The organism is Actinacidiphila sp. bgisy160, assembly GCF_057707815.1.
On record NZ_JBYIQW010000025.1, the window covers coordinates 1 to 14,960 of the forward strand.

Sequence of the window (14,960 nt, forward strand, 5' to 3'; positions counted from 1 at the left end):
GTCGTCTCAGCGCTCCTTGCTCTCCGGGCCGGCGAGGCTGCGGGCGATCACCATGCGCTGGATCTGGTTGGTTCCCTCGACGATCTGCAGCACCTTGGCCTCGCGCATGTACCGCTCGACGGGGAAGTCGGCGGTGTAGCCGTAACCGCCGAGCAGCTGGACCGCGTCCATGGTCACCTGCATCGCGGCGTCCGTGCAGAACAGCTTGGCCATGGCCGCCTGCCGGGAGAACGGCCGGCCCGCGTCCCGCAGCCGGGCCGCCGCGAGGTAGAGCGCCCGGCCGGCCTCGATCTTGGTGGCCATGTCGGCGATCATGAAGCGCAGCCCCTGGAAGTCCACGACGGGACGGCCGAACTGCTGCCGTGTCATCCCGTACGCGAGCGCCTCGTCGAGGGCGGCCTGGGCGACGCCGATGGCGCAGGCAGCGATGCCGAGGCGGCCGGAGTCGAGGGCGGCCAGCGCGATGGTGAACCCCTGGCCCTCGTCCCCGACGCGGCGGCTGTCGGGGACGGTCACGCCGTCGAAGTGGACCTGGGCCGTGGGCGACCCCTTCATGCCCATCTTCTTCTCCGGGACCGCCGCGGTGAGGCCCGGCGCGTCGCCGGGCACCAGGTACGCGGTGATGCCGCGCGGGCCCTCGGCGCCGCTGCGGGCCAGTACCGTGTAGAAGTCCGCGACACCGCCGTGGGTGATCCACGCCTTGGTGCCGTCGATCCGCCACGCGTCGCCCTCCCGGGTGGCCCGGGTGCGCAGCGAGGCGGCGTCGGAGCCGGAGGAGGGCTCGGACAGGCTGTACGCGCCGAGCAAAGAGCCCCCGAGCATCGCGGGCAGGTGCTCGGTGCGCTGCTCCTTGCTTCCGAAGTGGGCGACCGCGTGACAGGCCAGGGTGTGCACGCTGACGCCGAGGCCGACGGTGAGCCGGGCCGCGGCCAGTTCCTCGAGCACCTGCAGGTACACCTCGTACGGCTGGCCACCGCCGCCGTACTCCTCCGCGTAGGGCAGTCCGAGCAGCCCCGCCTCGCCGATGAGGCGGAACACCTCGCGCGGGAAGACGCCGGCGTCCTCCTCCTCGGCCGCCCTGGGCTTGATCTCCCGCTGTGCCAGCTCGCGTACGAGCGCGAGCAGGTCGCGGGCCTCCTCGGTGGGAAGCTGTCGGTCCACCGGCTGAAGGCCGTCGTGGGACATGGCGGCACTCTCCTCCCTGTCGGGCGCTGCGGCGGCGTCCGCTCAGGGTGTGGCGGAGCTACCGGTTCGTCGACCGTCGACCGATGGTCTCCCGCCGGGTCACGGCATGGTCCGACCTGCGGCTTCGGCGCGTTGGAGTATGCCCGATCGGAGGCGTCGCAGTCACGGGGTGCCAGGCGCTCCAAGGCGTGCGCCCGCGCATTTTTTCATACCGCGCGCCTGGGAGCGGGCTTTTCACAAGGCTGTACGGGGCAATGGGCCGTTCGGGTTAGCGTCGTCACGCGCCCGGTGCGCTTGCGGGACCTGTGCGGCACATGTGCGGCCCGCGGCAGGAGTCGAGGAAAGGTGTTGCCGGTGTCCGTGTTCCCTGCGTGGGGCCCGAGGGTGGCCGCGGTGGCGGTCGTCGCGCTGGCGGTGACGGGCTGCGGCGGCCAGGACATCGAGACGGCGGGGGGTCCGGTCGCCCTGGAGCGCATCGGAGAAGCCGTCGGGTGCACCCCGCAGCTGCAGACCGACGTGCAGGAGCTGCGCCAGGGAGCGTGCACGACGGCACTCGGTGCCTATGTGATGCTCACCTTCGCCAGCGAAGCCGGCCAGAAGTCGTGGCTGGAGGAGGCGGAGCCCTACGGCGGCTCGTATCTGATCGGGGAGCGCTGGGTGGTGGAGGCCGACCCCGAGGCGCTGGAGCCGGTGCGCGAGAAACTGGGCGGCAGGGTCGAGGAGGGGGCGCACCACGGCCACTCCGCCACGTCGCCCTCGGGTCCCTCGTCCTCCGCGACCCCCATGAACCGGTAGCGGCCCCTGCGGGACGAGGCCCGGCACACGGCGGCCCGCGCCCGATGTGCCGGGCCGCCGTCGGCCGCGGGCTCGTGGGAAGGCGGGTCAGTAACGAATCAGACCTCCAGGTCGGATTCGATGCGCTTGAGCTGGTGGCGGGCCATCGCCAGGTTCGCGCGGTCCTTGTCCAGCGCGACGTAGAGGAACAGACCCTTGCCCGAACGCCCGGTCAGCAGCCGGATCATGTGGATCTGCGTGCTGAGCGTGATCAGGATGTCCTCGATGTGCTCCTTGAGGTTGAGCATCTCCATCGTGCGCATCTTGGCGCGGACGACGTCGGTGTTGCCCGCGGCCGCGACGGTCAGGTCGAGGTCCTTGGAGCCCCCGAGGGTGCCCAGGGCCATGCCACTGCCGTAGTCCACGAGAGCGACGCCCAGGACGCCCTCGATCGACGTCATTACATCCTTCAGCGCGGTCTCGGTGTTGGCCATTGCGGTCTCGCTTCCTTGTCGTTGTGTTCTCTGACGTGACGAATGCCTGGGTCCGGTGGCGGCGCGGCCGCGTCCCGTGCCCGACGGCTTGTCGGCTGATGTGCTGGGTCGTTCGGTCATCTCCGCTCCTGACGTTGGAGCGCGAGGTCGACGAGATCCTCGATCCGTCGACCGGAGCGACGGGCCTCCAGGTGCAGGCGGCCCACATTGGAGGCAGGTCCCGCCACCAGGGCGAGGGCCATGGCGCCGCCGGCGGCGTACGCGGCGATGTAGCCGCTGTCCCCCCTCACGAGCAGTTCCCGGAAGCCGCCGCGTCCGGTGGCCTCCGTGATACGGGCCGCCACGCCCAGTGCGGCGGCGGTCAGCGCGGCGACCCCCTCCGGTTCCGGCCCGCTCAGGTCGTGCGCGACGACCAGGCCGTCGACGCTGGCGACGAGACCGCCCGTCAGGTGCGGCACCCTCGCCCGCAGACTCCGGAGTTCGGACAGTACGTCGGCTTCGAGTGCCACCAGCTGTCTCCTTCCGGCGAGCTGCCGCAGAGCCTTCCTCCACGGTCGTTCGGCGGGCGCCGGGCGGGTCGGCAGGGCGCTCACAGGCGGGCCTCCAGGGCGGCACGAAGTCGTAGCAACAGGGCGACTGAGGGGTCGGAGGACAGCAGGACCGCCGGCTGCGGTCCGCCGTGGGCGTAGGGCGTGGGCGCCGCCGCCGGTGGCAGCCGCACGCGCGGCCCGGGCGCGGGGGGTGGTGGGGCGGGGGGCGGTGGCACGACCGGTGGGGGTGCGGGCGGGACGGGGGCGGGAGGCGGCGGGGCCGCGGCAGCCTGGGTGCGGACCGGCATGCTGATCCGGCCGCTCGCGGCCAGCCGGCGTACGTCCAGCAGGGTCGCGAAGGCGGAACGTCCCAGGTGCCATGCGATCTGGACGGGTGTACGGGATCCGTCCGCCGCTGCCAGCACCGCCAGCTGAGCGGGCGTGGGGGCCCTGGCCCGGCCGCCCGGTAGCTCGCCCCCGGAGCGGGGGACGACGGGGCCGGCGTCGGTGTCGTCCCACGGCCAGGCCCGCTCCAGTTGCGTCCGGCGCCGCTGCGTCTCCCTGGCCACGCGCTGGGCCGGGACCGGCAGGGAGATGGGGCCCAGCCGGGAGGTGGCACCCGGCTGGAACCGGTCGGGTTCCGAGTCGGGCAGCAGGGTGAAGTAGGCGGCGTCGAAGAGGGCCAGCAGATGGCACAGTTCGAGTTCCCCGCGGGCCACCCGCCCGGTGTCGACGAGGTGCCCGCCGACGCCGCGCCCGGCGCTCGCGGTGGTGACCGCCTCACGCCATTCGTCCGGGGAGAGCAGCCCGCAGGCCATGAGTCGTACCCCCAGGTCGGGGGCGCAGGGACTCTCGGCGTGCACGATCCCCCCGTCGCGCAGATAGACCGCCCCCGCCGATCCGTACAGCGCCCCGCTGGCCCTCGCCTCCGCGAGCCGGGCCAGCGCGGCGGTGAAGGCGTACGCGCCCACCACCCCTGCGCGCACCTGGGCCGGAGCGCCGCCGCGCGCCGGAGTGCGCCGGGGCAGACCGCGCACTGCCGGGGTGGGCCGCGCCGCCTCCGTGCCGGTCATACGAGCACCAGCCGCTCGGCGAGGGACTTGAGGCCCAGCCGGGCGACCGCCAGGTTGGCCATCGACCGGTCCAGCCACAGGTAGAGGATGACGTCGCTGTCGAAGGAGGTGTCGAGGAAGCGGATGAGGTGGTAGCTCCCCGGGGCCGTGATGATGATGTCCTCGACCGGCACCCTTCCGGACTCCTTGGCTGTGAAGGTGGCGCCCTCCACGACCGCCCGTGCCGCCTCGGTGGTGTCCGCGGCGGCCGCCTCGTGACCGTGTCCGGGCTCCTGCCCGACCGCCCCGAGGAGGAGGCCGCTGCTCCAGTCGACCACGCTCGCCCCGAGCACACCGGGAATCGCCAGCGCCTCGGAAAGGCACTCGTCTATGCCGGGCACGCGCACCCCTTCGCCGCCACTTCTGGTATATGGAACGACACGGAACGTTACTCACCCCGTACGCGAAAAAGGTGAGTTGGGGCATTTTCCGGAGGCATGTGCGGGCGACTCGCTAGGATTCGCCGCCCCTTGTGATCAGTCGGCGTAATTGTCCTCGGGACCGCCCCGTGCGATCCGCGCCAGGACCTCCAGCGCGTCGCCCAGGACCTGCGGAGACGGCGAGGCGAGGCCGATCCGCACGGCGTGCGGCGCGCTGCCGCGGCCCGCGGCGAAGGCGGCGGCCGGGGTGACGGCGATGCCCTGCCGCGCGGCGGCCGCGACGAAGGTGTCGGCCCGCCAGGGTCCCGGCAGCCGCCACCAGCAGAAGCAGGCGCGCGGATCGGCAGTGACCGAGAACCCCGCGAGGCGCTCGGCGGCGATGCGGGCCCGCGCGGCCGCGTCGCGCCGTTTGGCCGCCACCACCGCGTCCATGGCGCCGTCGGCGATCCACCGGCAGGCGGCGGCCAGCGCGAAGCCGGAGGGAGCGGCACCCGCCGAACGCAGGGCCGCGGAGAGGGGGGCGGACAGCTCCCGTGGAGTGAGCGCGACACCGACGGTGAGCCCGGGGGCGAGCCGCTTGGAGAGGCTGTCGACGAGGACCACCCGGTCGGGGGCGAACGCCGCGAGCGGCGGCGGGGCGTCGACGGCGAGGAAGCCCCAGACGGCGTCCTCGACGGCGTGCAGGCCCAGCCGGCCGAGGACGTCGGCGAGTTCGGCCCGGCGGCCTTCCGGCAAGGTGACGCCGAGCGGATTGTGCAGGGTGGGCTGGGTGTAGAGCGCCTGCAGCGGGGCGGCGCGGTGGAGTTCGGCGAGGGCGTCGGGACGTATCCCGTGCTCGTCGCAGGGAACGGGGACAAGGGCGATACCGAGCCGCGTGGCGAGCGCCTTGACCACGGGGTAGGTGAGCGCCTCCACGGCGAGCCGGCCACCGGGCGGGACGAGCGCGGCCAGGGCGGCGGCGATGGCCTGGCGTCCGTTGCCGGCGAAAAGCAGCCGCCCGGGGTCGGGGCGTGGGCCGGTGCGGGCGAGCAGCCCGGCGAAGGCGTCACGCGCGGCCGGGGTACCCGCGGCGGTCAGCGGGCGCAGCGCGGCGTCGAGGACGTCGGGTCGCTGCAGAGCGGCGAGCCCAGGGGCCAGGAGCCTCGACTGCCCCTCGGCGACGGGGTGGTTCAGCTCCAGGTCGATCCGCTGGGACGCCGGCTCGGCGAGGGCGGGTCCCGCGGCGGGCGGCGCCGCACGGACGAAGGTGCCGCGTCCCACCTCGCCCGTGACCAGGCCGCGGCGGGCGAGTTCGGCGTAGACGCGGATCGCCGTGGAGTTGGCGATGCCGTGCTGCCGTGCGAAGGCCCGCTGCGGCGCCAGCCGGTCGCCGGGGCGGAGCCGTCCGGCGGCGATGTCCGCCGCCACGGTGTCCGCGACCTTGCGGTAGTCGTCCATCGGCCTTCCCCCTTTGAGGCAATTCCCGCATTGCACCGAGAGCAAAGATCCTATTGCACCGAGCAGGGAGGGGAACCTAGCATCGCGGTCAACTCCCCTGCGGGGAGGTGACGATGCGAGGCGAGGAGATTCCCTTGGCGACGGCGGTGGTGGGCGGCGTCACGTTGGCGTACGACGACGAGGGGGACGGGCCCGGCTCCCCCCTGGTACTGGTGCACGGCCATCCCTTCGACCGCTCGATGTGGGCCCCGCAGCTCCCCGCGGCGGCGGCGGGCCGCCGGGTGATCGTGCCGGACCTGCGGGGCTACGGCGCGAGCGAGGTGGTCTCCGGGATCACCCCACTGGAGACCTTCGCCCGCGACATCGCGGCCCTGATGGACCACCTGGACGTTCCGGAGGCCGTGGTCGGCGGGCTGTCGATGGGCGGGCAGATCGTCATGGAGTTCCAGCGGCTGTTCCCCGCCCGGGTGACCGGGCTCGTGCTCGCCGACACCTTCCCCGGCGCCGAGACCGAGCAGGGGCGGCGGGCCAGGGACGCGATGGCGGACCGGCTGCTGACCGAGGGGATGTCCGGCTACGCCGACGAGGTGCTGGACCGGATGATCACACCGCACAATGCGACGGCGCTCACCGAAGTGGCCGCGCACGTCCTGCGGATGATGCGCGGCACCTCCCCCGAGGGCGCCGCGGCGGCCCTGCGCGGCCGCGCCCGACGGCGCGACTACGCGGCCGTGCTGACCGGGGTCCGGGTGCCCACGCTGATCGTGGTCGGCCGGGAGGACGTGTACACCCCCGTCGCCGAGGCCGAGGCCATGCACGCGGCCGTCCGCGGTTCGCGGCTCGTGGTCGTCGAGGGGGCCGGGCATCTGCCCAACCTGGAGCGGCCCGAGGAGTTCAACGCCGCGCTACTGCGGTTCCTCCGCGCGTGTCCCCCGGTGCCGTCGCGTCCCTAGGTCGTGGTGTCCACCAGGGAGAGCGAGTGCAGGCGGTCGGGCGGGCCGGGTCTGGCGTAGTACCAGCCCTGCGCGGTGTCGCAGCCCAGCGCCCGCAGGTGCTCGGCCTGGGTGCCGGTCTCCACGCCCTCCACCGTCACCGAGAGCCCGAGGGTGTGCGCCAGGTCGACGACGATCTCCACGATCTTGACGTCCACCGGGTCGGCCGGCTGCTGCTGCATGCCGCGGGTGAAGGAGCGGTCGAGCTTGAGCGTGGTGATGGGCAGCCGGCGCAGCGAGGCGAGGTTGGAGTAGCCGGTGCCGAAGTCGTCGAGGGCGATGGCCATGCCGAGTTCGGCGAATTCCCGCAGCGGGCGCATCAGTTCCTCGTCGGCGCCGATGAAGGCGCTCTCGGTGACCTCCAGGCACAGCGCGGTCGGCTCCAGCCCGGCGTCCTTGATCACCGCGAGGGTCTCCGGGACGAGGCCGGGGTGGCCGAGCTGGGCCGGTGAGAGGTTGACGTTGATCCGCAGCGGATGGCCGTCGCTGCGCGGGAACTGCCAGTCCCGCGCCTGCCAGGCGGCCTGCTGCAGCACCCAGTGGCCGAGCGGCACGATCAGCCCGGTGCTCTCGGCGAGCGGGATGAACTGGTCGGGACCGAGGATCCCGTGCACCGGATGACACCAGCGCACCAGCGCCTCGGCGCCGCGGACGCTGCCGTCGCCGAGCCGGACCAGCGGCTGGTACTCGATGAAGAACTCGCCGCGCTCCAGGGCCGTCGGCAGCCGGTTGGTCAGCCCGTGCCGTGTGATGGCGCGTGCGTCGGAGTCGGGGTCGGCCAGTTCGAAGCGGTTGCCGCCCGCGGCCTTGGCCCGGTACATCGTGATGTCGGCGCTGCGCAGCACCTCGGCGGGGCCCAGGGAGCCGGCCTGGCCCTCGACGATGCCGATGCTGCACCGCACGGTCAGCTCGCGGCCGTCCACCCGGATGGGGTCGGCCAGCGCGGCCAGGATCAGGTCGGCGAGGCCCGTGATGTCCGCGCGGCTGGCGGGGTTGACGACCAGGGCGGCGAACTCGTCGCCGCCGATGCGGGCCACGAGCTGGTCGGGGGTGGTGACGCAGGCCTGAAGGCGTTCGGCGACGGCGACCAGGAGCCGGTCGCCGACGGCGTGGCCGAGACTGTCGTTGACGTCCTTGAAGCCGTCGAGGTCGAGGTAGCAGACGCCGACGCCCATGCCGTCGGAGGCGTTCAGCGTCTGCTCCAGGCGCTCGAAGAAGAGGTTGCGGTTGGCCAGGCCGGTGAGCGCGTCGTGGGTGGCCTCGTACCGCAGACGCTCGCTGAGCAGGCGCTCCTCGGTGATGTCCTCCATCAGCGCGAGCATGTACTGCGGGGTCCCGGCGGGATCGCGCAGCAGGGAGACCGTCAGGTTGGTCCACAGGGCGCTGCCGTCCGGCCGGTGGTAGGCCTTCTCGATGCGGTAGTGGTCGCGCTCGCCCCGGTTGAGCTGGCGCTGCAGTTCCCAGACCTCGGGGGCGTCGTCCGGGTGCACCCAGTCGTAGACGTTCTTGCTCCGGATGTGGCGTTCCAGGCCGCCGAACATGGCGGTGAGGGCGTCGTTGACGTCAAGGATGCGGCCGTCCATGTCGGCGATGCCGATGCCTATGGAGGCGCCCTGGAAGACGGCCCGGAAGCGGACCTCGCTCTCGTGCAACGCCTGTTCGATGGCGGCCCGGGCGGCGAGCGCCGCGCGGGACAGCGCCTCCTGCTCGGTCCGCGTGCGTTCCTGCAGGGCGCGGGCGTACCCGGCGGCCACCCAGTGCTGCAGGCGGTTGCAGCGGGTGCGGCTCTCCTCGGGCGGCATGGCGGGGCCGGGCGGGCAGTACAGCAGCAGGTAGGCGTCGACGACGTCGAGGATACGGGCCAGCGCCTCGGGGTCGGTGCAGTGCGCGGCCACGAGCGCGGCACCGATCTCCTGGGCGGGACGGGGGTCGAAAGGCTGCGCGCGCAGGGTGGCGTTGAGGCGAGCGGCGAGCGGGAGCAGGTACTCCTCGAACTCGCCGCGCGTCATGGAGGTGGCGGTGGCCGGGTAGATCGCCCGGCTCCAGATGATCGCGAAGCGCCGTAGGCTGTCGACGGGCTCCGGCTCCGGGCCGGGTTCTCTGGTCACCGTCACGCCTTGCGGCCGACGCCCGCGAAGCCGCTGAAGACAACCGGGTCCGGCGCGTCGTCGTCCGTGCCGTCGGGACGCCACAACGGCGGGGAGACAAGGCCGGGTTCGACGAGGTCGAAACCGTCGAAGAAGCGCCCCACCTCGGCCCGCGACCGCATGATCAGCGGCGAGCTCGCGCTGCGGTAGACGTTCTCGACCCGCTCCCCCTCCTCGGGTCTGCGCGGACCTCCCTCGACCGAGGCGTGGGTGACGACCAGCAGGCTGCCGGGGGCGATGGCATCGCGCAGCTCGGCCACGGCCTTGGCCGGTTCGTCGGCGTCCTCGAGGAAGTGCAGGACCGCGACGAGCAGCAGGGTGACCGGGCGCTCCAGGTCGATGAGGTCGCGCACCTCCGCGCTGTCCAGGATGTCGCGGGGGGAGCGCAGGTCGGCGGCGACGATCGCGGCGTCCTCGCTGCCCTCCAGCACGGCGCGGCTGTGGGCGACGGCGACCGGGTCGTGGTCGACGTAGACGACGTGGGCGCCGGGACTGGCCGCCTGGGCGACCTCGTGGACGTTGCCGAAGGTGGGGATGCCGGAGCCGACGTCGAGGAACTGGGTGATGCCCTGGTCGACGGAGTAGCGCACTGCCCTGCGCATGAACGCCCGGTTGGCCTGCATGATCTTCGGGAGCCCCGGGAAGGCCTCGATGGCCCGCCGTCCCGCCTCCCGGTCGACCTCGAAGTTGTGCGAGCCGCCTAGGTAGTAGTCGTAGATGCGGGACACGCTCGGCACGGAAAGATCGATCCCATGAGGGGCCCAGGCAGGACGCTCCATCAACGGCTCCAGCTCGTCGGCGATCAGGACGCGTGGTCGTGGACACGACCATGTGCGTCAGAGGCTACTGATCGACCGTTCGAGAGGAAACATGAAATGGAAATATTCGATCCGTTTTCGGTCACAGACCAAAGGCATGTGCCCTGTTCCCCGAGAGAGGGGAACAGGGCACACCCTAGCGCCGGATGACGGTAGAACAGTTGATCAGACGTTGACGCCGTGGGCGCGGAGGTACGCCAGCGGGTCCATGTCGGAGCCGAAGTCGGGCGTGGTGCGCACCTCGAAGTGCAGGTGCGGACCGGTCACGTTGCCGGTGGCGCCCGACAGGCCGAGCTGCTGGCCGACGGAGACCGTCTGGCCGGCCGAGACCGACAGCGAGGACAGGTGGGCGTACTGGGAGTACCGGCCGTCGGCGTGCTTGACGACGACCTGGTTGCCGTACGAGCCGCCCCAGCCCGCGGAGACCACGGTGCCGCCGGCGATCGACTTCACCTTGGTGCCGGTGGAGGCGATGAAGTCGACACCGGTGTGGTAGCCCTTGGACCACATGGCGCCGGCCCGGTGGTAGGCGGTGCCCAGGGTGACGCGGTCGAGCGGGGCGGTGTAGCCGGAGGTGCTGGCGGCCTTGACGGCGGCCGGGGCGAACTTCGCGGCCTTGGGCGCGGTCTTGGCGGCGGCCTTCTCACCCAGGGACAGGACCTGGCCCGGGTAGATCAGGTTCGGGTTGCCGCCGATGACGGACTTGTTGTTCACGTACAGCTTCTGCCATCCGCCGTCGACCGACTGGGCGTCAGCGATCTTGGAGAGGGTGTCGCCGCCGGCGACCTTGTAGGAGCCGCCGGCGCTCTTCGGCGCCTCGGCCTTCTTGGCGGGGGCAGCGGGCTTCGCGGCGGGCTTCGCGGCCGACTTCGCGGCGGCGACGGAGGCGCTCGCCGGGGTCGCCGACGGGTTGGCCATCGCCTTGGTCAGACCGGCCTTGGGGCCGCACACGGGCCAGGCCTGCGGGCCCTGGGTCGCCAAAACCTTCTCAGCGACGGCGATCTGCTCGGCCTTGGTCGCGAGGTCGGCACGCGGGGCGTACTTCGTGCCACCGAAGCCGGCCCAGGTGCTCTGGGTGAACTGCAGGCCGCCGTAGAAGCCGTTACCGGTGTTGATGGACCAGTTGTTGGTGCTCTCACAGGCCGCGACCTTGTCCCACACGCTCACGGGAGCGGCGTGGGCACCGGTGGCGCCGACGATCGGGAGCGCCACCGCGGCGCCGGTGGTGCCGGCCAGGGCGCTGATACGGGTGATGCGGGTGTTCCGCGGACGACGGTGCTTTCCCTTACCGGGCATGCCGAATTCCTCTCCGACGCCTGCGAGGTAAGCTGTCGGGTTCGGACTGGAGATGCCCGGCCGCGATTGGGCATGCCAAATAAAGGCACGTCGCTGCGACTTCACCCCTAGCCGTCCCGAGACCAACGGGAACGGCAACTACCTGGGTCCCCCGCTCCTGCCGTGCGGTCTTGTCATCCGGCGTCCGGGCAGCGGCAGGACTAGGCGTTCCACCCGGAAGAATCTCGCAGGAATTGGTCCTGCGAGATCTGGAAGCTAAACGACGGAATCGTTCGGGAGCAAGGAGCGGAATCACGCCACCCGACGGACCGCAAGTCGATCAACAGCTTCTGTGACTTTACGTGAGAAGTGTCCGCTCTGCGTAGGCGAAAAATTGGCGCACGGTAATCGCGCGATATCGTACGGTTAAATCCGGTGGAGAAATTAGACGCTGCGTCGCCTAGGGCTCCCGCCGCGTATTCGGCACGTGACACCCATCACGCATCGATTCGCTATGCATGCACTGTGGGTGCATATGTCCGGTTAGATACCTCAATGCCGGATAAAGCAGGAGGCGTACCGCTCCAACCCGCCCCCGACCACGCCGTCCTGAGGACCCACCCGCAGGAACACCCTCTGAGCCAACCACCGAGCGCATCCCCCGATTCCCGGATGCGCCGCTCCGGCGCGGTCCGCGGTGTGGCGTGCGCCACAACCGCCCCTGCGGCGGGGCGAGAAGAGGGCACTGACGAGCGCCGCCGTCCGGAAGACGGACGTGACAGCGCCGATTGGGCGAAGGTAGCCTCCCAATCCCGCACATTTCCTCACATCGCCCGGGAGCCCTCGCGTGCCCTACCTCGCCGCCGACGACCGCTACGCCTCGATGGAATACCGCAGGACCGGGCGCAGCGGGGTCCTGCTGCCCGTCGTGTCCCTCGGCCTGTGGCACAACTTCGGCGACACCTCGCCGCTGGAGAAGCAGCGCGCGGTGCTGCGCCGCGCCGTCGACCGTGGCGTGGTCCACATCGACCTGGCCAACAACTACGGCCCGCCCGCCGGCTCGGCCGAGGCCAACTTCGGCACGATCTTCGCCCAGGACCTCCGCCCGTACCGCCACGAGCTCTTCATCGCCACCAAGGCGGGGTACGACATGTGGCCCGGCCCGTACGGCGAGTGGGGCAGCCGCAAGTACCTGCTCTCCTCCCTCGACCAGTCCCTGGGCCGCATGGGCCTGGACCACGTGGACGTCTTCTACTCGCACCGCTTCGACCCGGACACGCCCCTGGAGGAGACCATGGGCGCCCTGGACTCCGCGGTCCGCCAGGGCAAGGCCCTGTACGCCGGCATCTCCAACTACCCCGCCGAGGCGCACCGCCGGGCGACGGAGATCCTGCGCGATCTGGGCACCCCGCTGCTGATCCACCAGGCCGCCTACAGCATCCTCCAGCGCGACCCGGAGGCCGGCGTCCTCGACGCCGTCGGCGACACCGGCACCGCCCTCATCGCCTACTCGCCGCTCGCCCAGGGCCAGCTCACCGACCGCTACCTCGAGGGTGTGCCGGCCGACTCCCGGATGGCGCTCGGCCACTTCCTCAAGCGCGACGCCCTGACCGAGCAGAAGCTCACCTTCCTGCACGCGCTCGACAAGCTCGCCGGCGAGCGCGGCCAGACCCTGGCCCAGCTGGCCCTGACCTGGGTGCTGCGCGACCCGCGGGTCGTCTCCGTCCTCATCGGCGCGAGCAGCGTCGCCCAGCTCGACCAGAACCTCGCCGCCCTCGACGCGGGCCCGCTCGGCCCGGACGAGCTGGCCGAGATCGACCGGCTCTCGGCCGAGGCGGGCGTCCGCATCCCCTGACGACCGCCCCGCACGCGCGAATGGGCCGGCCCCCGTCGAGGGCCGGCCCATTCCCGTCGGTGTCGGGACTCAGGCGAGACGGGCCTGCAGGGCGGCACGGACGCCGGCCCACTCGTCAGCGAGGATCGAGTAGTACGCGCTGTCGCGGACGGTGCCGTCCACGGCGCGGGTGTGGGCGCGGCGCACCCCCTCGAAGCGGCCGCCGATGCGCTCGATCGCCGCCCGGGAGCGCGCGTTGCGCGCGTCCGTCTTCAGGGTGACGCGCAACACAGCCCACACGTCGAACGCATGGGTGAGCAGCAGCAGTTTCGCCTCGGTGTTGCAAGGGGTGCGCTGGGCGGAAGCGGCGAGCCAGGTGCTGCCGATCTCGGCGACGGTGGGCACGGCACCGCCGCGGGGCACGGAGCGGCCCGCGGGCCAGGCGGGGGTGGCCGTCCAGTAGTCGAGGTCGAGGAACCGGGTGGAGCCGATGAGGGCGTCGCGCCGGACGTCCCGTACGGCGAAGGGCAGCGCGGCCCCGGTCGCCTGGTCCTGGAGGGCCTCCTCCACATAGCGCGCCATGGCCTCACGTTCGGCCGGCACCTTGGTGTAGGCGTAGGTGTCGCGGGATTCGGTGGCGGCGCGCAGCAGCCCGTCCGTGTGCCGGGCGCTCAGCGGCTCCAGGCGGACGTGCTCGCCTTCCAAGATCACGGGTTCGGGCATGCCCCGGATGGTGGTGTCCGGCCGGGTCACCCGTCAAGCGCGTTTCCGCGGGGCGCGTCGGAGGCCGGGGGCCGCGGATGCGAAAATGGCCTCATGAACAGCAACGACGTGTTCTTCGACATCACGATCGACGGCGAGCCCGCCGGGCGGATCGTGTTCACCCTGTTCGACGACGTGGTCCCCAAGACCGCGCGGAACTTCCGTGAGCTCGCCACCGGCGAGCACGGCTTCGGTTACGAGGGCTCGCACTTCCACCGCGTGATCCCCGACTTCATGCTCCAGGGAGGCGACTTCACCGCCGGCAACGGCACCGGTGGCAAGAGCATCTACGGTGCGAAGTTCGCCGACGAGAACTTCCAGCTCAAGCACACCAAGCCCGGCCAGCTCTCCATGGCCAACGCGGGCCCGAACACCAACGGCTCGCAGTTCTTCATCACCACGATCGTCACCGACTGGCTCGACGGCAAGCACGTGGTCTTCGGCGAGGTCGTCGAGGGCATGGACGTCGTCAAGAAGATCGAGTCCCTCGGCTCCCGCACCGGCGCCACCAGCGCCCGCGTCGAGATCGCCAAGTCCGGCACGATCGGCTGACCCCGGTTCCACGGAAGCGGCCCGGCACCGGAGCTCCCGGTGCCGGGCCGCCGTGTCACCGGGGTCAGCCGAAGGCCTTGACCGCCTGGTAGTAGGTCCAGGCGGTGCTGTTGCAGGCGGTCGCGGTGGCGCCGCCGTAGTTGGCGCAGATGCGCTTGAGGTCCTCGTAGAAGGCGCTGTCGAGGCGGCTCTTGTTGGCGGAGAAGCTGCCCATCGCCTTGTAGTTGCGGTAGCCGAAGTCGTGCCGGGCGCAGGAGTTCTGGAACGGGAAGCCGAAGGGGTTGTCCGGGGAGCTGCTGCAGTAGTCGGTGGACCAGTCGAAGCCATAGGCCGCCCAGGCGCTCTGGTTGCCGCGGGCGGACCACCAGGCGTTGTAGCTGGAGGCGCTGGTCTGGGTCCAACTGGCGAGCACCTGGGCCTTGTCGGCGGGCGCGGCCTGGGCGGGGACGGTGAAGACGACGGTGGCGACGGCGGCGACGGCGGTGGCGGCGAAGCCGGTCGTGATTCGGCGCATGGGGACTCCAGTCACTGACAGGCGCGATGTGACGCGCGGGCATGGCGGTGCAACCGGATGCGGAACCGAACGGGTGGTACTGGTGTGCGAGGCCAGGATGGGGCCGCGAGGGTCTATGCGAGTAGATGCCGGACGGCAAAAATTACATGAACAT

General features: G+C 71.7%; 15 protein-coding genes and 1 riboswitch. Of the genes, 4 read left to right on the forward strand and 11 right to left on the reverse strand.

All coding sequences use genetic code 11. From position 1 onward, the window contains the following. Positions 1-6: 6 nt before the first annotated feature. A complete protein-coding gene (locus AC3EUJ_RS20285) occupies positions 7-1,185 on the reverse strand; it encodes an acyl-CoA dehydrogenase family protein (protein WP_431963296.1) in 1,179 nt (392 codons plus the stop codon). A gap of 354 nt (positions 1,186-1,539) precedes the next feature. Here AC3EUJ_RS20285 and AC3EUJ_RS20290 point away from each other — a divergent pair, with 354 nt between their 5' ends. Then, positions 1,540-1,980, forward strand: a complete 441-nt coding sequence (locus tag AC3EUJ_RS20290; RefSeq protein WP_431963298.1) for a hypothetical protein — start codon at positions 1,540-1,542, stop codon at positions 1,978-1,980. Between the two features lie 98 nt (positions 1,981-2,078). Here the strand turns inward: AC3EUJ_RS20290 and AC3EUJ_RS20295 are convergent, their stop codons facing one another. From AC3EUJ_RS20295 to AC3EUJ_RS20315, 5 genes are all read right to left on the reverse strand, one after another. Next, entirely contained in the window at positions 2,079-2,453 is a 375-nt protein-coding gene (locus AC3EUJ_RS20295) for a hypothetical protein (RefSeq protein ID WP_431963300.1), read from the reverse strand. A 116-nt stretch (positions 2,454-2,569) separates the two neighbouring features. Next, positions 2,570-2,962, reverse strand: coding sequence for a roadblock/LC7 domain-containing protein (locus AC3EUJ_RS20300; protein WP_431963302.1), 393 nt, complete (start codon positions 2,960-2,962; stop codon positions 2,570-2,572). Positions 2,963-3,042: 80 nt separating this feature from the next. Beyond that, positions 3,043-4,056, reverse strand: a complete 1,014-nt coding sequence (locus AC3EUJ_RS20305) for a transcriptional regulator (RefSeq protein ID WP_431963304.1) — start codon at positions 4,054-4,056, stop codon at positions 3,043-3,045. Continuing rightward, entirely contained in the window at positions 4,053-4,436 is a 384-nt protein-coding gene (locus tag AC3EUJ_RS20310; RefSeq protein ID WP_431963306.1) for a hypothetical protein, read from the reverse strand. The genes AC3EUJ_RS20305 and AC3EUJ_RS20310 overlap by 4 nt, the downstream gene beginning before the upstream one ends. Before the next feature lie 135 nt (positions 4,437-4,571). Next, positions 4,572-5,912 (reverse strand): aminotransferase-like domain-containing protein, encoded by a 1,341-nt coding sequence (locus tag AC3EUJ_RS20315; RefSeq protein ID WP_431963308.1) that lies wholly within the window; start codon positions 5,910-5,912, stop codon positions 4,572-4,574. Between the two features lie 134 nt (positions 5,913-6,046). Between AC3EUJ_RS20315 and AC3EUJ_RS20320 the strand changes: the two genes are divergently transcribed. After that, positions 6,047-6,865, forward strand: coding sequence for an alpha/beta fold hydrolase (locus AC3EUJ_RS20320; RefSeq protein WP_431963310.1), 819 nt, complete (start codon positions 6,047-6,049; stop codon positions 6,863-6,865). Here the strand turns inward: AC3EUJ_RS20320 and AC3EUJ_RS20325 are convergent. From AC3EUJ_RS20325 to AC3EUJ_RS20335, 3 genes are all read right to left on the reverse strand, one after another. After that, positions 6,862-9,018: a putative bifunctional diguanylate cyclase/phosphodiesterase gene (locus tag AC3EUJ_RS20325; RefSeq protein WP_431963312.1), complete on the reverse strand. Its 2,157-nt coding sequence runs from the start codon at positions 9,016-9,018 to the stop codon at positions 6,862-6,864. The genes AC3EUJ_RS20320 and AC3EUJ_RS20325 overlap by 4 nt on opposite strands. Then, positions 9,015-9,830: an SAM-dependent methyltransferase gene (locus AC3EUJ_RS20330; protein ID WP_431963314.1), complete on the reverse strand. Its 816-nt coding sequence runs from the start codon at positions 9,828-9,830 to the stop codon at positions 9,015-9,017. The genes AC3EUJ_RS20325 and AC3EUJ_RS20330 overlap by 4 nt, the downstream gene beginning before the upstream one ends. Before the next feature lie 204 nt (positions 9,831-10,034). Beyond that, positions 10,035-11,165, reverse strand: a complete 1,131-nt coding sequence (locus AC3EUJ_RS20335; protein WP_431963316.1) for a transglycosylase family protein — start codon at positions 11,163-11,165, stop codon at positions 10,035-10,037. Positions 11,166-11,167: 2 nt separating this feature from the next. Beyond that, positions 11,168-11,358: riboswitch (cyclic di-AMP (ydaO/yuaA leader) on the reverse strand. Between the two features lie 633 nt (positions 11,359-11,991). On the opposite strand from AC3EUJ_RS20335, the gene AC3EUJ_RS20340 reads away from it, so the two are divergent. Beyond that, positions 11,992-12,999 carry an aldo/keto reductase gene (locus AC3EUJ_RS20340; protein WP_431963318.1) on the forward strand — a complete coding sequence of 336 codons (1,008 nt, stop codon included), beginning with the start codon at positions 11,992-11,994 and terminating at the stop codon, positions 12,997-12,999. A 69-nt stretch (positions 13,000-13,068) separates the two neighbouring features. Here AC3EUJ_RS20340 and AC3EUJ_RS20345 read toward each other — a convergent pair whose 3' ends face one another. After that, positions 13,069-13,701, reverse strand: coding sequence for a GNAT family N-acetyltransferase (locus tag AC3EUJ_RS20345; RefSeq protein WP_431963320.1), 633 nt, complete (start codon positions 13,699-13,701; stop codon positions 13,069-13,071). Positions 13,702-13,794: 93 nt separating this feature from the next. Between AC3EUJ_RS20345 and AC3EUJ_RS20350 the strand changes: the two genes are divergently transcribed. Next, entirely contained in the window at positions 13,795-14,292 is a 498-nt protein-coding gene (locus AC3EUJ_RS20350; protein ID WP_431963322.1) for a peptidylprolyl isomerase, read from the forward strand. 64 nt (positions 14,293-14,356) lie between these two features. Here the strand turns inward: AC3EUJ_RS20350 and AC3EUJ_RS20355 are convergent, their stop codons facing one another. Then, a complete protein-coding gene (locus tag AC3EUJ_RS20355) occupies positions 14,357-14,806 on the reverse strand; it encodes a phospholipase (protein ID WP_431963324.1) in 450 nt (149 codons plus the stop codon). Positions 14,807-14,960 lie beyond the last annotated feature (154 nt).